General features: G+C 70.5%; 18 protein-coding genes. 14 read left to right on the top strand and 4 right to left on the bottom strand.

Annotated elements, in window-relative coordinates:
- Positions 1–345 precede the first annotated feature (345 nt).
- Entirely contained in the window at positions 346–1350 is a 1005-nt protein-coding gene (locus EZE58_RS09820) for a hypothetical protein (protein WP_063249345.1), read from the top strand.
- Between the two features lie 179 nt (positions 1351–1529).
- Here the strand turns inward: EZE58_RS09820 and EZE58_RS09815 are convergent, their stop codons facing one another.
- Both EZE58_RS09815 and coaA read right to left on the bottom strand, forming a co-directional pair.
- Complete coding sequence (locus EZE58_RS09815; protein ID WP_063249344.1) at positions 1530–3392, bottom strand: ABC transporter ATP-binding protein; 1863 nt, start codon at positions 3390–3392, stop codon at positions 1530–1532.
- Between the two features lie 139 nt (positions 3393–3531).
- The gene (gene coaA / locus EZE58_RS09810) at positions 3532–4569 is read right to left on the bottom strand and encodes a type I pantothenate kinase (protein ID WP_063249342.1); all 1038 of its coding nucleotides are present in this window, start codon (positions 4567–4569) and stop codon (positions 3532–3534) included.
- 182 nt (positions 4570–4751) lie between these two features.
- Here coaA and glmS point away from each other — a divergent pair, with 182 nt between their 5' ends.
- The 8 genes from glmS to EZE58_RS09770 all read left to right on the top strand — a co-directional run bounded on the left by glmS (position 4752) and on the right by EZE58_RS09770 (position 12937).
- Positions 4752–6626 (top strand): glutamine--fructose-6-phosphate transaminase (isomerizing), encoded by a 1875-nt coding sequence (glmS, locus tag EZE58_RS09805; RefSeq protein WP_167560437.1) that lies wholly within the window; start codon positions 4752–4754, stop codon positions 6624–6626.
- 65 nt (positions 6627–6691) lie between these two features.
- The gene (locus tag EZE58_RS09800; RefSeq protein ID WP_167560435.1) at positions 6692–7114 is read left to right on the top strand and encodes a holo-ACP synthase; all 423 of its coding nucleotides are present in this window, start codon (positions 6692–6694) and stop codon (positions 7112–7114) included.
- Between the two features lie 29 nt (positions 7115–7143).
- Entirely contained in the window at positions 7144–8382 is a 1239-nt protein-coding gene (locus EZE58_RS09795; RefSeq protein WP_167560433.1) for a M20 family metallopeptidase, read from the top strand.
- 36 nt (positions 8383–8418) lie between these two features.
- A complete protein-coding gene (locus EZE58_RS09790; protein ID WP_167560431.1) occupies positions 8419–10008 on the top strand; it encodes a bifunctional ADP-dependent NAD(P)H-hydrate dehydratase/NAD(P)H-hydrate epimerase in 1590 nt (529 codons plus the stop codon).
- The gene (gene alr, locus EZE58_RS09785) at positions 10005–11234 is read left to right on the top strand and encodes an alanine racemase (RefSeq protein ID WP_167560429.1); all 1230 of its coding nucleotides are present in this window, start codon (positions 10005–10007) and stop codon (positions 11232–11234) included. The genes EZE58_RS09790 and alr overlap by 4 nt, the downstream gene beginning before the upstream one ends.
- Entirely contained in the window at positions 11231–11788 is a 558-nt protein-coding gene (gene tsaE, locus EZE58_RS09780; RefSeq protein WP_167560427.1) for a tRNA (adenosine(37)-N6)-threonylcarbamoyltransferase complex ATPase subunit type 1 TsaE, read from the top strand. Before alr ends, tsaE begins: the two co-directional genes overlap by 4 nt.
- Positions 11785–12480, top strand: coding sequence for a tRNA (adenosine(37)-N6)-threonylcarbamoyltransferase complex dimerization subunit type 1 TsaB (gene tsaB, locus EZE58_RS09775; RefSeq protein ID WP_167560425.1), 696 nt, complete (start codon positions 11785–11787; stop codon positions 12478–12480). The genes tsaE and tsaB overlap by 4 nt, the downstream gene beginning before the upstream one ends.
- Positions 12481–12490: 10 nt before the next feature.
- On the top strand, positions 12491–12937 hold the full coding sequence (locus EZE58_RS09770) for a GNAT family N-acetyltransferase (protein WP_167560423.1): 447 nt from the start codon (positions 12491–12493) through the stop codon (positions 12935–12937).
- 7 nt (positions 12938–12944) lie between these two features.
- On the opposite strand, the gene EZE58_RS09765 is transcribed toward EZE58_RS09770, so the two are convergent.
- Positions 12945–13577, bottom strand: coding sequence for a biliverdin-producing heme oxygenase (locus EZE58_RS09765; RefSeq protein WP_167560421.1), 633 nt, complete (start codon positions 13575–13577; stop codon positions 12945–12947).
- 58 nt (positions 13578–13635) lie between these two features.
- On the opposite strand from EZE58_RS09765, the gene EZE58_RS09760 reads away from it, so the two are divergent.
- From EZE58_RS09760 to EZE58_RS09745, 4 genes are read left to right on the top strand one after another with little or no spacing between them, the layout of a single operon-like run.
- Positions 13636–14583 carry an aldo/keto reductase gene (locus EZE58_RS09760; protein WP_240941243.1) on the top strand — a complete coding sequence of 316 codons (948 nt, stop codon included), beginning with the start codon at positions 13636–13638 and terminating at the stop codon, positions 14581–14583.
- Complete coding sequence (locus EZE58_RS09755; RefSeq protein ID WP_009376087.1) at positions 14580–15194, top strand: hypothetical protein; 615 nt, start codon at positions 14580–14582, stop codon at positions 15192–15194. Before EZE58_RS09760 ends, EZE58_RS09755 begins: the two co-directional genes overlap by 4 nt.
- Positions 15191–16270, top strand: a complete 1080-nt coding sequence (tsaD, locus tag EZE58_RS09750; RefSeq protein WP_095376444.1) for a tRNA (adenosine(37)-N6)-threonylcarbamoyltransferase complex transferase subunit TsaD — start codon at positions 15191–15193, stop codon at positions 16268–16270. The genes EZE58_RS09755 and tsaD overlap by 4 nt, the downstream gene beginning before the upstream one ends.
- Positions 16257–16787 (top strand): NUDIX hydrolase, encoded by a 531-nt coding sequence (locus tag EZE58_RS09745; RefSeq protein WP_095376445.1) that lies wholly within the window; start codon positions 16257–16259, stop codon positions 16785–16787. The genes tsaD and EZE58_RS09745 overlap by 14 nt, the downstream gene beginning before the upstream one ends.
- A 3-nt stretch (positions 16788–16790) precedes the next feature.
- Here EZE58_RS09745 and EZE58_RS09740 read toward each other — a convergent pair whose 3' ends face one another.
- Entirely contained in the window at positions 16791–17918 is a 1128-nt protein-coding gene (locus EZE58_RS09740; protein WP_101624650.1) for a glutamate--cysteine ligase, read from the bottom strand.
- Positions 17919–18001: 83 nt separating this feature from the next.
- Here EZE58_RS09740 and EZE58_RS09735 point away from each other — a divergent pair, with 83 nt between their 5' ends.
- A complete protein-coding gene (locus tag EZE58_RS09735; protein ID WP_227007011.1) occupies positions 18002–19609 on the top strand; it encodes a glycoside hydrolase family 3 N-terminal domain-containing protein in 1608 nt (535 codons plus the stop codon).

Here is a 19609-nt window from a genome sequence, read left to right as displayed (position 1 = left end):
CGGCTCACCGGCCCACCGACCCAGCTCGATCCACGCCTCCTCGCTCGTTCCACGTCTGGCAGGCTCGCCCGACCGCCGTCCGAGACCGATCCACGCCAGGCCGGAAATCCGCGTCGCCCGTGACGCGGATTTCCTGCTGCGCGTGGATCGAGCGCGGTCCCGGCCAACGGCCGCGTCGATTTTCGTGCTGCGCGTGGATCGAGGACCCCGCCCCTCCCGCCGAAAGTCGTTCGAATCGACTCGCCGAGGTGGTCGAAGGCGTTATCGAAACTCCGTCGTCGGGGCCCGAGTGCGACCGGGTTGTGACCACGAGTGACGAGTCATCCACAGGCCAGAAACCGACTCTTGCCTGTCCTGACCTGCATCGACGATGCTGTCCGCATGTTCGCATGCCTGCCTGTCGCCGAGCTCGAAGCCGCCGGTCTGACCACCTACCAGATCGCCTTGGCGGAGAAGTGCTGTCTGCGCAGATCTCGGCGCGGACACTACGTCGTGACCACAGCCTGTTCGGATCCGCACCATCGATTCATCTCCGCGCTCGCCTCGGCGCAGACCACGACCCTGCCGAAGGAATCAGCGGGACTGCTCAAGCGCAAAGAGGATCTGCGGATACTCGTGCGCTCGTACGCGAAGACGCTGCCGCCGCGGGCGGTCTTCTCGCACCGGAGCGCACTGATCATCCACGGCCTGCCGATCCCCTACTTCGACGATGATGAGCCGATCTGCGCGGAGACCGTGCATCCGCGCCATGCCGTCCGGAGGCCTACCATGGTCATCAGACGCCGTGAGCTGGAGCCCGCTGACATCGTCGAGGTCGACGGTGTGCCCGTCACGTCGCTGCTGCGCACTCTGCTCGACATCTCCCGGGACTGTCCTCTGGCGTTCGCGGTGGCAGTCGTCGACGATGCCCTGCGGTGCTCGCTCGTGACATTGCACGAATTCCGTGACTACTGTGTCCGCAACCGCGTGCGCACCCATCAGGGGCGCATCGACTTAGTGCTCGACCACGCCGACGGGCGACGGGAGACGGTGGCGGAGTCGATCTGCGCGATGCGCTTCGTCGAGCATTCCATCGACGGGTTCGAACCCCAGGTCGTCATCCGGGACGAGACGGGTGCCTTCGTCGCCCGCACCGACTTCGCCGACGAGGCCGCGAAGGTCATCGCCGAGTTCGACGGAGCGGGCAAGTACCACCTCGAAGGGGCTGACCCGAAGCGGTCGTTCGAACTTGAACGCCGCCGCGAGTACGCACTCCGAAACCTCGGATACACCGTTTTCCGGATCACCTGGGCCGACCTCTTCGCCGCAGACGTGTTCCTCCGCATCAAGGACGCGCTCGCCCGCAGGTGATGACTCCCTCGAGCCACGCGCAGCCTGAAATCCGCGTCACGGGCGACGCGGATTTCCGGCCCGGCGTTGATCGGTGCCGAGCGGCGTCGGCGGAGCGTCGATTTTCGAGCCAGGCGTGGAACGAGAGACTGCGTGCGGCCGACCGGAGATCCCAACGCACCTCAGCTGTCGGAGACCCCTCAGCTGTCGGAGAACTGCGTCGCGTAGAGCTCGGCGTAGCGGCCGCCGCGGGCGATGAGCTCGGCATGCGAACCGGACTCGACGATTCGCCCGCCTTCGACGACGAGGATCGTATCGGCCTGCCGGATCGTCGAGAGCCGGTGCGCGATGACGAGCGCGGTGCGCCCCGACATCGCATGCGCGAGCGCCTGCTGCACTGCCGCCTCGTTCGTCGAGTCGAGGGCCGAGGTGGCTTCGTCGAGGACGACGATCTCCGGGGCCGCGAGGAGCATCCGGGCGATCGTCAGCCGCTGGCGCTCGCCGCCGGAGAGCCGGTAGCCGCGCTCGCCGACGACCGTGTCGAGGCCGTCGGGCAGGGCCGCGATGACGTCGTGGAGCTGGGCACGGTCGAGGGCGTCGGCGAGCTCGGCCTCCGTGGCATCGGGCTTCGCGAGCAGGAGGTTCGACCGGATCGACTCGTGGAAGACGTGCCCGTCCTGGGTGACGACGCCGACCGTCCTGCGCAGCGTCTCCGCCGAGAGCTCACGGACGTCGACCCCGCCGATCGTGATCGCTCCCTCGGTCGCGTCGTAGAGGCGCGGCAGCAGTGAGGCGATCGTCGACTTCCCGGCGCCCGAGGAGCCGACGAGAGCGACCGTGTGTCCGGCCGGGATCGTGAAGCTGAGGTCGTGGAGGACCTCCTGGCCGCCGCGGGCGTCGAGCACGGAGACGTCCTCGAGGCTCGCGAGGCTGACCTGCTCGGCACTCGGGTAGGCGAAGCTGACATGGTCGAAGGAGATGTCGAGTCCGCCCTCGGGCAGCTCCTTGGGCTCCTTCGGCTGCCTGATGAAGGGCACGAGGTCGAGGATCTCGAAGACGCGCTGGAAGCTGACGACGGCGCTCATGATGTCGAGCCGGGCGTTCGCGAGCATCGTCAGCGGCGTGTAGAGGCGGGTGAGGAGCAGGGCGAGGGTGACGACCTGGCCGGCGTTGAGGTGGCCGAGGACCGCCTGGGCGCCGCCGATGCCGTAGACGAGGGCGAGAGCGAGCGCCGAGACGAGGGTGAGGGAGGCGACGAACGTCGACTGGAGCATCGCGACCTTGACCCCGATGTCGCGGACCTGACCGGCGCGGTCGGCGAACTCGCGGTTCTCGGTGGCCGGGTTGCCGAAGAGCTTGATGAGCGTGGCGCCGCCGGCGGAGAAGCGCTCGGTCATCCGCGTCGACATGTCCGCGCTGTTCTCCGCTGCCTGGAACTGGAGGGCGGCGAGTTTCCCGCTGAGCATCCTCGTGGGGATGATGAAGAGCGGCAGGAGGAGGATCGACAGGGCCGTGACCTGCCAGGAGATCGTCACCATGACGGCGACGGTGAGCACGAGCGAGACGAGGTTGGACACGATCCCCGAGAGCGTGTTCGAGAACGCCCGCTGGGCGCCGATGACGTCGGTGTTCAGACGCGAGACGAGCGCGCCGGTGCGCGTGCGGCTGAAGAAGGCGATCGGCATCGACTGGACGTGTTCGAACACGGCGGTGCGCAGATCGAAGATCAGTCCCTCGCCGATCTGCGAGGACAGGTACCGGTTCGAGATCGACAGCGCCGCATCGGCGATCGCGAGTCCGCCGATCGCCACGGCCAGCCACACGACGGTCGCGACGGGGCCGCCGCCGGTGATCGCGTTGACGACGTCACCGGCGAGGACGGGGTTGAGCACGCCGATGACGGCGGAGCCGACGGAGAGAGTGAGGAAGACGGCGAGCTTCTTCTTGTGCCGTTTCGCGAAGCCGGCGATCCGCCGGTACGTGCCCTTCTGGATCGTCGTCTGCGGGGTGCGCTGGTTCTTCACCGAGGTGTACATCACCCTGTGTGCCGACTGCAGACTCATCGTCGCCTCTCTCCTGCTTCTCGCCCGAGTTGGTGCGCTCGAACCCGGACGAAGGCGCATCGCCTCCTTGGGGATCACAAACTGTGCACTCAGTGCAACTGTTCGGGGGTCGATTCTATTTCCGCCCCCGGGCGGCGGATCAGAGCTTGCGCAGCTGGACCTTGCGGATCGTGTGATCGGCGGACTTGTGGAGGACGAGGTCGGCGCGACCGCGGCTGGGCAGGACGTTCTCCCGGAGGTTGGGGAAGTTGATCGAATCCCAGATCTCCGTGGCCAGGGTGATCGCCTCGTCGTCGCTGAGCTTCGAGTAGCGGTGGAAGTACGAGTCGGGGTCCTGGAAGGCGCCGTGCTTGAGCTTGAGGAACCGGGAGACGTACCACTCGCGGATGTCGCGGGAGCGGGCATCGACGTAGACGGAGAAGTCGAAGTAGTCGCTCGTCGACAGTCCCACGGTGCCGTCGCTGCGGGGCCTCGCCGGCTGGAGGACGTTGAGCCCTTCGACGATGAGGACATCGGGGGAGCGGACGACCACCTCGGCGCCGGGGACGATGTCGTACGTGTGGTGGGAGTACACAGGCGCGCGGACCTCGGGGGCACCGGACTTCACGGCGGAGAGGAAGCGGAGCAGGCGACGGCGGTCGTAGGACTCGGGGAAGCCCTTGCGGCCGCTCAAGTGCCGGCGTTCGAGCTCGGCGTTGGGGTAGAGGAACCCGTCGGTGGTGATGAGCTCGACGCGGGGGGTGTCGGGCCAGCGGGCGAGGAGTTCGCGCAGGACGCGGGCCGTCGTCGACTTGCCCACGGCCACGGAGCCGGCGACGCCGATGACGAACGGCGTGCGCTTGGCGTCCTGCGGTTCGAGGCCGAGCTCGTGGAGGGGGGAGAAGAACTCCCGCGTCATCTGGTGCTTGCCCTGGCGCGCGGAGACGTAGAGGTTGAGCAGGCGCGAGAGCGGCAGGTAGACCTGTGCCACCTCGTCGAGGTCGATGCGATCGCCGAGGCCGCGCAGACGCTCGATGTCGCGCTGGGTCAGCGGCAGCGGCGTCGACTGCGCGAGCGTGCCCCACACCTCGCGGTCGAACTCCCAGAACGGGGAGCTCGGCTGGTCGTCGGGCCTCCTCGCGGTGTTGAGTCCGGCGAGGCGGCGCGCACGGTCAAGCTGCGGATCGACATGAGGCATGGGGACAATTGTGTCATGCGTCATGGGCGCTCCCACACAGGCCCGACACCCCGGCGGTGCGGCCGCCGTCACCCCGGCGATGCGGCCGCCGTCACAGGCCGGCAGTGCCCCCGGTCACCTCGGCGGACGGCCTGGGACCCCGGTGGGAGGCGGGGTTGACTCAGCCCAGTAAAATTCCTCTCATGTGTGGAATCGTAGGATATGTCTCCAGTGCGCCGGTCACCGATGTCGACCATACTGCGCTCGACGTCGTGCTCGCCGGGCTCAAGCGGCTCGAATACCGCGGATACGACTCCGCCGGAGTCGCGCTCGTCACCCCCGAAGGTGAACTCGCCACCGCCAAGAAGGCGGGCAAGCTCTCCAATCTCACCGATGACCTCGACGCGAAGCAGCTTCCGCTCGCGCAGACGGGCATCGGTCACACCCGGTGGGCGACCCACGGTCGCCCCACCGACGCCAACGCCCATCCCCACCTCGCCGACGGCGGGCGCCTCGCGCTCATCCACAACGGCATCATCGAGAACTTCGCCCAGCTCAAGGCTCCGCTGGTCGAAGAGGGCTTCGAGTTCACCTCGGAGACCGACACTGAGGTGGCGGCCGCGCAGCTGGCGAAGAACTACCGCGAGTGCGGCGACCTCACCGATGCGATGCGCATGACCGCGCAGCAGCTCGAGGGCGCCTTCACCCTGCTCGCCGTCCACGCCGACCTCCCCGGCACCGTCGTCGCCTCCCGCCGCAACTCGCCGCTGGTCATCGGCCTCGGCGAGGGCGAGAACTTCCTCGGCTCCGACGTCGCGGCATTCATCGACTACACGCGCACCGCCGTCGAGATCGGCCAGGACGAGGTCGTCACCATCACCCCGGACTCGGTCGTCATCACCGACCTCTCCGGCAAGGTCGTCCCCGGTGAGCAGTTCGAGGTCGACTGGGACACCGCCGCCGCGGAGAAGGGCGGCTTCTCCTCGTTCATGGACAAGGAGATCCACGACCAGCCGCAGGCCGTCGGCGACACCCTGCTCGGGCGCTTCGACACCGAGGGCCGACTCTCGCTCGACGAGATGAACATCGACGAGTCCGTGCTCAAGACCATCGACAAGATCGTCGTCGTCGCGTGCGGCACCGCCGCCTACGCCGGCCAGGTCGCGAAGTACGCGATCGAGCACTGGTGCCGCATCCCCGTCGAGGTCGAACTCGCCCACGAGTTCCGCTACCGCGACCCCGTCGTCAACGAGAAGACCCTCATCGTCGCCGTCTCCCAGTCGGGGGAGACGATGGACACGATCATGGCCGTGCGCCACGCCAGCGAGCAGGGCGCGAAGGTCATCGCGATCTGCAACACCTTCGGCTCGACGATCCCGCGCGAATCCGATGCCGTGCTCTACACGCACGCGGGACCGGAGATCGCCGTCGCCTCGACGAAGGCGTTCCTCTCCCAGGTCGTCGCGTGCTACCTCCTCGGCCTCTACCTCGCGCAGCTGCGCGGGAACAAGTTCCGCGACGAGATCGCGCTCATCCTCAAGGACCTGCAGACGATCCCGGAGAAGATCCAGCGGATCCTCGACGAGGGCAAGGACCAGGTGCTCGAGCTCGCCCGCCGCAACGAGGACGTCGGCTCGGTGCTCTTCCTCGGCCGTCACGTCGGCTACCCGGTGGCGATGGAGGGTGCGCTCAAGCTCAAGGAGCTCGCCTACATCCACGCCGAGGGCTTCGCCGCCGGAGAGCTCAAGCACGGACCGATCGCGCTCATCGACGACGGCCAGCTCGTCATCATCGTCGTGCCGTCGAAGCGCGGCCGCGACTCGCTCCACGCCAAGGTGATCTCGAACATCCAGGAGGTCCGGGCGCGCGGTGCGAACACCGTCGTCATCGCCGAGGAGGGAGACGAGGACGTTCGCGAGTTCGCCTCCGAGGTCATCTACGTCCCCGAGACGTCGACCCTGCTCGCGCCGCTGCTCACCACCGTCCCGCTCCAGATCTTCGCGATGGAGCTCGCGACGGCCAAGGGCCTCGACGTCGACCAGCCGCGCAACCTCGCGAAGTCCGTCACCGTCGAGTGATCACCCGCTCCGCGGTCCCGGCACCCCGCCGGGACCGCGCAGCGCTGAGCGTCTGAGGAGCAGCCATGGCCATTCTCGGCATCGGCACCGACATCGCCGACGTTCCCCGCTTCGCCGAGCACATCGAACGGGTGCCCGAACTCCTCGACCGTCTCCTCACCCCCGCCGAGCAGCTCAAACGCAATGGGAAGCGCCGCACGGACGCGTCCCTGGCCGCCCGGTTCTCCGCCAAGGAGGCCCTGAAGAAGGCGATCGGCTTCCCCGGATGGCTGCCCTGGCAGTCCGCCGAGGTCGTCCCCGCCCGCTCCGGGGCTCCGTCGTTCCGTCTCCGCGGGCTCGTCCTCGAGCACTTCCGCGCCATCGGCGGCACGAACCTCCACCTCTCCATCACCCACGACGCGAACGTGACGATGACCTTCGTCATCGCCGAGGGCGACGGGCCCTCGCTCAGCCCCGACGTCGAATGGGACTCCCGCCACTTCGGCTGACCGGCCGCGCAGGGGCATAGACTCTCCCCATGAGTCTCCCCACGGCTTCCCTTCCCACCCCCGCCGAGGCGGCCGCCCTCGCTCCCGACCTCGTCACCCTCCGTCGTGCCCTCCATGCCGCCCCCGAGGTCGGTCTCGACCTGCCGAGGACGCAGGCCCTCGTCCGCGAGGCGATCGCAGGCCTCGACGTCGAGGTCACCGAGGGCACCGCGCTGTCCTCGCTCACCGTGGTCCTCCGCGGCGGCAGACGCGCCCCCGACTCCACCGGGGTCGTCCCCGCCGTCCTCCTGCGCGGGGACATGGACGCCCTGCCGGTGCCCGAGGCGACCGGCTTCGACTTCGCCGCGACGAACGGGAACATGCACGCGTGCGGCCACGACCTCCACACCGCAGGCCTCGTCGGGGCGCTGCGCCTCCTCCACGACCGCCGCGCCGAGCTGCCCGGCGACGTCGTCTTCATGTTCCAGCCCGGTGAGGAGGGCTTCGACGGGGCCGGGCGGATGATCGACGAGGGCGTCCTCGACGCCGCCGGTCCCCGCGTGAAGGCCGCCTACGGCCTCCACGTCTCCGCCGACCAGGACCTCGGCCTCGGGTCGAGCCGGCGCGGACCGTACATGGCGGCGTTCGCGAAGATGACGATCACCGTCCACGGCAAGGGCACCCACGCGTCCCGGCCGGCGACCGGACGCGACCCCATCTCCGTCGGGGCGATGCTCGTCGGCCAGCTCCAGGAGTACGTCACCCGCCGCTTCGACGTCTTCGACCCCATCGTCGTCACCGTCGGCCAGTTCAACGGCGGCACCGCCCCCAACGTCATCCCCGACCTCGCGACACTCGTCGTCAGCGTCCGCTCCTTCTCCGAGACCGTGACCACCCGCGCCGAGGCGGAGCTGCCCCACCTCGTCACCACCCTCGTCGCCGCCCACGGGCTTGAGGCCGAGGTCGCCTACGAGCGGATCCTGCCGCCGACGATCAACGACGACGCCGAGGCGGACTTCTTCCTCGAGACCTTCGCCGACCTCTTCGGCGCCGACCGGACGTGGACCCGGCCCGACCCCCTGCCCGGGTCCGAGGACTTCTCCCGCGTGCTCGCCGAGGTGCCCGGCGCCTACGGCCACTTCGGCGCCGCCCTGCCCACCCTGCCCGTCGAGGAGCGGGAGGCCAACCATTCGCCCCGGGCCCGGCACAGCGACGAGGGACTTGCCGACCAGGCGCTCTTCCTCGCCCACCTCGCCGCGCGAAGACTCGACCGGCTCGCCGGGGACTGAGACCAGGAGAGCCGACAAGGCAGAGAGGAGGCCGAGATGCCGACCTACGCGTACCCGAGCCGCACCGTGCGCGACGCCGAAGTCCCGCTGCTCGAGGCGGGCGTCCCGCTTATGGCGCGCGCCGCCGCGGCGCTCGCCCGATTCTGCGCCGAGGTGCTCCGCGCCGACCGCGGACTCGCCACCGGCTCCCGGGTCTGCGTCCTCGCCGGCCCCGGCAACAACGCCGGCGACGCCCTCCACGCGGCAGCCGCCCTCGCCCGCCGCGGCGCCCGGGTCGGGATCATCCGACTCTTCGCCACCACGCACGAGGCGGGACTGGCCGACGCCGTGCGCGCGGGTGCCGACGTCATCGCCGCCGACAGCGATGACGCGGACATGGCCCGCTCCGATGCGCTGAGCGAACTCGCCCGCGCCGACCTCGTCCTCGACGGCATCCTCGGCACGGGCGGTCGCCGGGGACTGCCCCAGCACGTCGCCCGCCTCATCCGCGACTGGCGGGAATCGGACTTCGCCGGCACCGTCATCGCCGTCGACATGCCCTCCGACCTCGACCCCGGCGAGTCCGCGACCGGCGACGGGACGTCGGGGCCGGACTCGCGGGTCCACGCGGATGCGACGCTCACCTTCGGCGGCCTCAAGGCCGAGCTCATCGACCCCCGCTCCGCCCGGTTCACCGGACCCGTCCGCGTCGTCGACATCGGCCTCGGCCTCGACTCCGAGACCGCCGTCGCCGAACTCCTCGACTCAGGTGACCTCGCCGCCGAGTTCCCCCGGCCCGGCCCGGAGTCCCACAAGTACTCCCGCGGCGTCCTCGGCATCGTCGCCGGCTCCCGCGAGTACCCGGGCGCCGGTGTGCTCACGACCGGATCCGCCGTGAACACGGGCCCGGGCATGGTCCGGTTCCTCGGCGCCCACGACGTCGGGGAGCGGGTGCTCGACCGCCATGCCGAGGTGGTGCTCGGCCCCGGACGCCTCGACGCCCTCGTCGTCGGCTCCGGGGACCCCGAGGCCGGGGCGATCGAGACGGGGCTCGCGGCGATCAACGGCACCCCCGTCCCCGTCGTCCTCGACGCCGGAGCCATCGAGATGGTCGGCCACGCCGAGGCGACCCCGGTCCCGGGCGCGGCAGGCCGGCTGCGCGGGCGGCCCGTCGTCCTCACCCCGCACGCCGGTGAGCTCTCCCGCCTGCTCAGCCGCCTCCTCGGCGAGATCATCACCGCCGGACGGGTCGCCGCCGACCCGCTGCTGTGGGCCCGGCGCGCGGCCGCGGACACCGGGCACGTCGTCCTCCTCAAAGGCTCCCGCACGGTCATCGCGTGCCCCGACGGGTTCGCGGTCCTGCCCGCACCGGGACCGGCGAGCCTCGCGACCGCCGGCTCCGGCGACGTGCTCACCGGGATCATCGGCACCCTGCTCGCGGCCGCGCAGGCGAAGCGGCGCACCGCCGGCGAGGACGGCCCGATGCCCGACCGGGCGGCCGCCCACACCGCGGGCCTCGGCGTGCTCCTCCACAATGCGGCAGGAGACCTGTCGATCAACGCCGAACAGCTCGTCACCGCGGTCGGGCAGGTCACGTGCGCCCTCGTCCACTCAGGCGGGGCCGCTGACGGTATCCTTGTCCAGTGACCTCTCGCGACACTTCCCTCATCAGGGCTGAGATCGACGCGTCCGCTCTGCGGGCCAACGCCGCCGCCCTCGCCGAGGTGGTCGGTCCCGCCCGGCTCAAGTGCGTCGTCAAGGCCGACGCCTACGGCCACGGAGTCGACCTCGTCGCCCCGGTCCTCCACGCCGCGGGCTTCCGCGAGTTCTGCGTCGCCACCCTGCCCGAGGCGCTGACCCTGCGCGAGCTGCTCGGCCCCGACGCCGAGATCATGGCGTGGCTCTTTGGTCCCGGCAGCGACCTCGAGGCGCCCCTGCGTGCGGACATCGCCCTCGGCGTCTCGACCCCCGGCGCCCTCGACCGGGTCGCCGCGGCCGCGCGGAGCACCGGCATCCGGGCCCGCGTCCACCTCAAGGTCGACAGCGGACTCGGCCGCAACGGACTCGCCCCCGACGACATCGCCGCGGTCCTCACGACGCTGCGCTCCTGCGCGGAGGAGGAGCAGCCGCCGCTCGTCGTCGCCGGGATCATGAGCCACTTCGCCGTCGCCGACGAACCCGAACGCCCCGAGACCGCCGAGCAGCAGGAGGTCTTCGACGCAGCCCGCCGCGAGCTCACCGCGCTTCTCGAGGCGGCCCGCGGCCGCCTCGGCGAGGCCTCCGACCTCGACGTCCACATCGCGAACTCCCCAGCCGCGCTCACGCTCAGACCCGTGCCCGGCACCTCGGTGAGGGTCGGGCTCGCCCTCTACGGACTCTCCCCGCTCGCCGACGCGGGCCCCGACGACCTCGGGCTCGCACCCGTCATGCGGCTCGTCTCCGAGGTCGTCAACCTCAAGCACATCCCCGCCGGCCACGGCGCCTCCTACGGGCTGACGTACACCGCCGAGGCGGACACGAAGTTCGCGCTCGTGCCCGGCGGGTACGGCGACGGGGTGCCCCGCTCGGCGTCGAACCGCGCCGAGGTGACCATCCGCGGCCGCCGGTTCCCCGTCGTCGGGCGCATCGCCATGGACCAGTTCATCGTCGACGTCGGCGACGCCGAGATCGCCATCGGCGACGAGGTCGTCCTCTTCGGCCCCGGCGGCCCGTCCGCTGCCGAATGGGGGGACTGGGCGGAGACGATCAACTACGAGATCGTCACCCGCATCAGCGACCGCGTCGACCGGGTCCTCATCGACACGGCAGATCCGGCCGACCCAGCCGAACCAGCCCCTGCCCCGGCCGACCCGACGAGGACGGAGGCCCGATGAGGATCCGGATCCACACGCTCGAGCAGATGCGCACCCTCGCCGAGGCGCTCGCCCCCCACCTGCGCGCCGGTGACCTCCTCATCCTCACCGGCAACCTCGGGGCCGGGAAGACGACGTTCACGCAGGCCCTGGGTGCGAGCCTCGGGGTGCGCGGGCGCATCACCTCCCCGACGTTCGTCATCGCCCGCGAACACCCGTCCCGGACGGGCGGGCCCACTCTCGTCCACGTCGACGCCTACCGGCTCGGTGCCGCCGAGGAGCTTTCCGACCTCGACCTCGACTCCGACCTCGAGGACTCGATCACCGTCGTCGAATGGGGGGAGGGACTCGCCGAGCAGCTGAGCCAGGACTACCTGGCGGTGACGATCACCCACGGCGGCGGAGACGACGTCGCCGACCTCGACGACGAGGACCCCGCCGACGACGAGTACCTCGTCGACGAGGAGCGCCTCGTCGACCTCACCGGACACGGACAGGCCTGGGCCGAGCGCCTCCCTGCGCTCACGGCCGCGATCAGGGCGGGACTCGGACCCGACGCGGAGGACGACGGATGATCATTCTCGGAATCGACACCTCGCAGGCGGCCTCGGTCGCCCTCATCGACAGCGGCACCGGTGAGGTGCTGACCGCCGAGCAGGCCACCGACCAGCGCCACCACGTCGAGTTCATCGGCCCCGCGCTCGCCCGTGTCCTCGCCCGCGAGGAGGCCCCCGACCTCGTCGTCACGGGCACCGGCCCGGGACCGTTCACGGGCCTGCGGGTCGGCATCGCCGCCGGCATCGCCGTCGGGCTCGCCCGCGACATCCCCGTGCACGGCCTCGAGTCCCAGGCCGCCATCGCCGAGGAGGTCCGTCGCCGCGGTCGTGCGCGCGGGGACGCCGGGCTCGTCCTCATCGCCGGCGACGCCCGCCGCAAGGAGGTCTACGCGAGCGTGTGGGACGCAGCGGCGGAGACGATGCTCTCAGGCCCCCTCGTCGCCAAGCCCCCGGAGCTCGCGAGCGAACTCGCCGCCCACGACTTCGACCCCGAGGCCGTGGGGCAGCGGTTCGGGCGCGGATTCGCCCTCTACCCCGAGGCGATCGGCGACCCCTCGGATCCTGACGTCATCGACCCGAGGGCCGAGTACCTCGCCCTCGCCGCGGCCCGGGTGCTTCAGGCCGGGGGCGAGCTCGGCGACCCGGTCCCCGAGTACCTGCGCGAACCCGACGCCGCCGCGACCCCCGTTCGTCAGACCCAGCTCAAGTAGGGACGCTGCGATGACCGTGCACGTGCGCACGCTGCCGTGGTGGGAGCTGAGCGAGGTGGCCGAGGCCGATGCGCGCATCTTCGGGGCCACCGCGTGGACCCTCGAGTACTACTGGGCCGTCGCCGCCCAGCCGGGCACTGCGATGCTCGTCGCCCGGGACGAGGACTCGGGCGCACTCGCCGGGTGGGTCGTCATGTCCGCCGTCGGCGCCGAGGGCGATGTCATGACGATCGCGACCACCGAGGCGGCCCGCGGCCGCGGAGTCGGACGCACCCTGCTGCTCGCGGGCATCGACTGGGCCGTCGATGCGGGGGCCGGTCTCATCCACCTCGAGGTCGCCGAGGGCAATGCGCCGGCGATCGGCCTCTACCGTTCGCTCGGCTTCGAGGAGTGGGGGAGGAGACCCGACTACTATCCCGGTGCCGATGCCGTCCTCATGCGCCGCAGCGCCCGCTGAGACCCTCTCAGGCGACGGACTCCTCGCGGGCCTGGGTGAGTTCGGTCAGCAGCGTCCCGTTGAGGTCGAAGGCGTCGAGCGTCTCGGCGGTCACGACCTCTTCGTCTCCGCCGGTCGTGGCGATGCCGTCGAGGTGCGCCCGGTAGGCGTCCTTGTACGGCTTCGTCTTCCCGAGTGCGGAGAAGTCCCACATCGTCAGGGCCTCCGGTCCGATCCCGTAGTGCCGGCCCATGAGCGTGCCGATCGCCTGCCCGCCGGAGAGGTCGCCCAGGTAGCGCGTGTAGTGGTGGGCGATCATCGCCTCGGGCGTCGTGATCGCGGCGAGCTCGCTCGCATAGTCGAGGGCCGTCTCGGTGACGGCGATGTCCCCGGCCCCCAGCGCCTCGAGGTCGGAGACGATGCGCGCGTGGCGGTCGAGGCGGGGGTCGTGGAAGGGGGCGAAGACGGGGTCGTCGGCGAACGCGCGTGCCCGGTCCTCGAGCGCTGAGTAGATCACCTCGTACTGGGTGAGCAGGGTCGCGTACGCCTCGGCGTCGAGCCTGCCCTCCATGAGATCGACCATGAAGTCGGTGTGCTCGACATCGTCATGGATGGCGGCGGTCGCCTCCCTCAGGTGCGCAGAGAACTGCGTGGCGGACATGGCGGCTCCTCACTGTGGCCCGGTGCATCGATTCTATCGCCACGAGTAGGCTGGAGACATGACACGAGTGCAACTGGCTGACACGAATCTCATGGTCCACCCGCTCCAACTCGGCGGGAACCCGTTCGGGTGGGGTGCCGACCGCGACGAGAGCTTCGCCGTCCTCGATGCCTACGCCGAGGCGGGCGGGAACTTCATCGACACCGCCGACGCCTACTCGGTGTGGGTCGAGGGCAACTCCGGCGGTGAGTCGGAGACGATCATCGGCGAATGGATGGCCTCCCGCGGCAACCGCGACGAGATGGTCATCGCCACCAAGGTCGGGATGCACCCGAAGCACAAGGGCCTCGACCCGGTGAACATCCGCGAGGCGCTCGACGCCTCGCTGCGTCGCCTCGGCACCGACCGCGTCGACCTCTACTATGCGCACACCGACGACGAGAAGGTCGACCAGGTCGCCGTCGCCGAGACCTTCGACGCGCTCGTGCGCTCGGGCAAGGTGAGCTACGTCGGTGCCTCGAACTTCAGCCTGGCGCGGCTGAAGTCGGCGATGAAGATCAGCGAGAAGTACTCGCTGGCCCACTACCGGGTCGTCCAGGACAGATTCAACCTCGTCTCCCGGGCGGCCGTCGACGCGGAGAAGCAGGAGTACCTGCGCTCGCGCGGCATCGCCGAACTGCCCTACCACTCGCTCGCCTCGGGCTTCCTCACCGGCAAGCACACGGGCGGAGACGCCACCGGCAGCGTCCGCGGGGACCGGGTCACCGACCTCCTCGACGACCAGGCGGCGCTGCGGGCCCTCGAGGTCCTCCACGACATCGCGAGCAGCCACGACACCTCGATGACGGCGACGGCCATCGCATGGCAGCTCAGCCACGACTTCATCCCCGCCACGATCGCCTCGGCGCGGGTGCCCGACCAGCTCACCGAGCTCCTCGCCGGCACCGAGCTCGTCCTCACCGATGCCGAGGTGGAAGAGCTGAACACCGCATGGACCGAAGCATGAGCACTCCCGCGCCCCGCCTGGTGACCTGGGAGAACGGCACCGACCTCGTCATCGAGATGCCGCTGTCCGTGGCCCCGGATGCGACCTGGGCGGTCCTGACGGACGGGACCCGCGCCGGTGAGTGGTTCGCGCCTTTCACCGTCGACGGTGACACCGTCACCCTCGAGCTCGAGGGGACCGAGTCCGCGGACTCCGCCCTCGTCGGGGAGATCCTCAGCTGTGAGGCAGACGAGCACGTCCTCGTCGAGTTCCCCGACTTCGGGGTGCTCGGGATCCAGCTCCTGCCCGTCGAGGTCGTCCCCGACCTGCCCGTCGAGGCGGGCCCGGAGGCGGCCGCCGTCTCCGCGATGGGGGTCGTGCCGGCGGGGACCGTGCTCGTCTTCACCCAGTCGGCCGCCGACGAGGAGAGGGCAAGGCGCACGGCCGCGCAGTTCGGTCCGATGTGGGACACGCACCTGCGGATGTTCGCCCGCACCCTCGGCCTCGACGTCCCCGAGGCGAGTGAGGACGACCTCGAGGCGGTCTACGCCGATCTCGACCTCGAGGTCGACGATGAGGCCGAGGATGCGCTCGGCGACGACGACCTCGGCGACGACGGGGGACCGCGGTGAGCGGCCCGCTCGTCCTCGGCATCGAATCCTCGTGCGATGAGACGGGGGTGGGGATCGTCCGGGGCCGGACGCTTCTGACGAACACCGTGTCCTCGTCGATGGACGAGCACGTGCGCTTCGGAGGAGTCGTGCCCGAGGTCGCCTCGCGTGCCCACGTCCAGGCGATCGGCCCGGCGATCGTCGCCGCGTGCGACGAGGCCGGGGTCGAGCTCTCCGAGCTCGACGCGGTCGCCGTCACCGCCGGCCCCGGACTCTCCGGGGCGCTCATGGTCGGCGTCGGCGCGGCGAAGGGACTCGCGGCGGCCCTCGGACTTCCGCTCTACGGGGTCAACCATCTCGCCGCGCACGTCGCCGTCGACCTCGTCGCCGATGACATCGACGGACTGACCACTCCGACGATCGCCCTCCTCGTCTCCGGCGGGCACACCGAGATCCTGCGCATCGGCGACATCGTCGACGACATCGAGCTCCTCGGCGCGACGATCGACGATGCCGCCGGTGAGGCCTTCGACAAGACCGCGCGTCTGCTGGGCCTGAGCTACCCGGGCGGACCGAACGTCTCGAAGGCCGCGCTCGGCCTCCTCGACGGCACCGGGGTGCCCGGGGACCGGAGCGCCGTGCGGTTCCCCCGGGGGCTGGCGAAGAAGAGCGACCTGCGCGACCCCGAGCGTCGGTACAGCTTCTCCTTCTCCGGGCTCAAGACCGCCGCCCTGCGCGAAGTGACGAAGGCGGAGACGCTCGGCACCGACCTGCGGGTCGCCGACATCGCCGCCGGGTTCGAGGACGCCGTCGTCGACGTCCTCGTCACCAAGACCCTGCTCGCCGCGGCCGACACCGGCATCGACCATGTCGTCCTCGGCGGCGGGGTGGCCGCGAACGCCCATCTGCGCGAGGTGCTCGCGACCCGCTGCGCCGAGGCGGGGGTGACCCTGCGGGTGCCGCCGCTGAGCCTGTGCACGGACAACGGTGCGATGGTCGCAGCCCTCGGCGCCGAACTCGTCACCCGCGGTGCCGGACCGAGCGACCTCGGACTCGCCGCCGTCTCGTCCCTGGACGTCGATGATGTCCTCGTCTGAGGAGGAACCTGCTCGCTCGCGGCACCTGCCGGACTCCCTGCCGCCTCGGCGCTCCGGGGACGGCTGGACGCTCGGATCGGACGGGGAGAGGCATTGGGGGCTCAACGGAGCTGCCGGGCTCATGCTCGTCGACCCCGAGCGCGGGGTGCTCATGCAGCACCGGGCCCTGTGGTCGGTCGCCGGCGGGACGTGGGGCTTCCCCGGCGGCGCGCGGGATATGGGCGAGGCGGCGATCGACGCCGCGATCCGAGAGTCCTTCGAAGAGGCCGGGGTGCCCGACCCGGACGGGGACGACGTCGAGATCCTCGACTGCCACGTCCTCGACCTCGACACCTGGACGTACACGACGGTCATCGCACGCACCCGGCGTCCCCTCGAGCCGGTCATCAGCGACCCCGAGAGCATCGAGCTGCGCTGGGTGCCGCTGGGTGAGCTGCGCGATCTCGACCTCCATCCCGGAGTCGCCGCGAGCCTGCCCGAACTCGAGGAGCTGCTGGTCCCGCACCTGCGGGACTGAGCGCTACACGTACGAGGTGCGCAGGTCCCGGATGAGGGACCGGGTGACCTCGGTGAGCGAGCCCGTTGTGTGGAAGACGTCCTCGAGACGCTGATAGGGCACACCACGGGCCATGAGGTCGGTGACCCCGGCGAGCTCCCGGGAGCAGCCGAGACGCTCGGCCACGGGGGCGAGACGTTCGATCTCGTCGGCGATGCATTCGGTGACGAGACGCTCGTCGGCGGCGGCGTTCTCGATGATGATCGCCTCCATCCCGTAGCGGGCGGCGCGCCATTTGTTCTCGTCATGGAACCAGTCGGGCATCGTCGGCAGGGTCTCCCCGGCGTCGAGGCGGGCGGAGAAGTCGTCGACGAGGCACTGGATGAACGCCGTGACCGCGGTGATCTCCTCCATCGTCGGCAGCCCGTCGCAGACGCGGACCTCGACGGTGCCCCAGTTCGGCGCCGGCCGGATGTCCCAGCGGATCTCGTTGAGGTGGTCGATGATGCCGGTCTTGAGCATGTCGGCGACGTACTTCTCGTACGCCTCCCACGAGTCGAACTGGAAGGGCAGGCCCGCGGTCGGCAGCTGCTGGAACATCATCGCGCGGTTCGAGGCGTAGCCGGTGTCCGTCCCACCCCAGAACGGGGAGGAGGCGCTGAGCGCCTGGAGGTGCGGAACGTAGGCGAGCAGCGCATTGAGGATCGGGAGCACTTTGTCCCGGGAGTCGATGCCGACGTGGACGTGGACGCCGAAGATGAGCATGTTCCGGCCCCACCACTGGGTGCGATCGACGAGTTCGAGGTAACGGTCCTTCGCTCTGACCTCCTGCATCTGCCACTGTGCGAAGGGGTGGGTGCCTGCCGACATGAGCTCGATCCCGCGGGCCTCGGTGAGCGTGCGCAGCGCTCCCATCGAGGTCGCGAGGTCATCGGCGACGTCGGCGACTGTGGTGTGGACACCGGAGACGAGTTCGATCGTGTTCGTGAGCATCTCGCCGACGATCCGCTTCTCGAACTCGGGAGCGCGTTCGGCAACGTCGGCGAGGAGGGACTCCGCTGCGGGCGTGAGATCCAGGCTCTCACCGTCGAGCAGAGCGAGTTCCCATTCGACACCGATGGTGGAACGGGCGGAGTGAGCGAAATCGACCATGGACCGATTCTAGTGGGGCAGGGCGACTGGTCCGTGCGGGGTCTTCGCAGACGGACGTGTTTCGCCCCGACTAGCATGGGAGCATGCCAACTCGCATGCGCCTGACGGCTCTGACCACGGCACTCGCCCTCACCCTCACCGGCTGCTCGGCCGGCGGGGGAGGGGCCGGGGACGAAGGGACGCAGCCTTCGGCGGGCTCGGGGACGTCCGCGCCTGCGTCGAGCGAGGCCGTCCCGAGCCCCACTCCTGCCGACTTCGCCGACGAGGCCGCCGATATCGTCGACTCCTTCTCCGATGACGAGCTCGCAGGCTCCCTCATCATCGGGACCTGGTCGGGTACGGGGCCGCAGACCGCAGTGGACATGGTGGAGAAGGACAGCCTCGGCGGGGTCATCGTCATGGCGGACAACCTCTCCGAGACTCCGACCGCCGAGGAGGTCACGCAGCTGACGACGGCCATCGCCGGGGCGAGGACGAAGGGTCAGCCGGTGTCGATCGCCGTCGACCAGGAGGGTGGGCCCGTCTCCCGGCTGAGCACCGCGGCCCTGCCGTTCCCGCCGCTCATGGCCTTCGGCGCCGCGGACGATGAGAAGCTGACGACGACGGCGACGACGGTGCAGGCGGAGAACCTCTCAGACCTCGGGTTCACGATCGACTTCGCCCCGGACTCCGATGTCACGGTGGGACCGAAGGACGTCGCCATCAACGTCCGCTCCGCCGGCGGTGATGCCGAGGACGTCGCCGAGGTGGTCGCCCGTGCCGTCGAGGGCTACGACGCCGGTGGGGTGGCGAGCTCGGCGAAGCACTTCCCCGGGCACGGCCGTCTCACCGTCGACTCGCATGAGGGTCTGCCGGTGTCGGAGAAGTCGATCGACGAACTCGAGGACTCCGACCTCCTCCCCTTCCAGTCGGCCGTCGATGCGGGGGTGCCCATGGTGATGATGGGCCACATCGGCCTGCCCGATGCGAAGACGACACCCGCGAGCCTCAACCCGAAGGCGTACACGGCGCTGCGGGAGAACCTCGGCTTCGACGGCGTCGTCGTCACCGACGCGCTCAACATGGAGGCCGTGACACAGAGCGCGAACGGCGATGCGGCAGTGAACGCGCTCGCCGCCGGCGCCGACCTCGCGCTCATGCCCCCTGACGCGGCAGCCGCGCAGGACGCGGTCGCCGCGGCGCTCGGCGATGGGACGCTCAAGCGCGACGACCTCGTCGAGAAGTCGCGACGGGTCGTCGCGATGCAGCTCGCGACCGCGGCAGCGCAGCAGCAGGACGACCCCGCCGCCAGCCCCGCCGATCCCGAGGCCGTCCTCACCGAGGTCGCCGAGAAGTCGCTCACCGTGCTCAAGGGCGAGTGCGAGTTCGCAGGCACGGATGCGATCTCCATCGTCGGCGGCAGCGAGAAGGAGAAGGCGGCCTTGCGCAGGGCCGCGGAGACTGCGGGCCTGAGCGTGGGCAGCGGGGGGACGACGGTGAGCCTGAGCCCGGGCACCTCCGCCGAGGTGGCCGTCGGCACCGCCGCTCCCTGGACGATGCGCGGCACCCCTGCGAAGTCCGCCGTCACGGCCTATGATTCGAACCCGTATGCGCTCGGGGCCGTCGCGAAATGGCTCAAGGGCGACCTCAGCGCCACAGGACAGCTGCCCGTCGAGTACGAGGGCAGCGACGAGGCCCCGGACTGCGGGTGA

Origin of the sequence: Brevibacterium sp. LS14, from assembly GCF_012027885.1 — a bacterium.
GTDB lineage: Bacteria > Actinomycetota > Actinomycetes > Actinomycetales > Brevibacteriaceae > Brevibacterium > Brevibacterium casei.
This window is presented reverse-complemented; position numbering and strand designations above follow the sequence as displayed.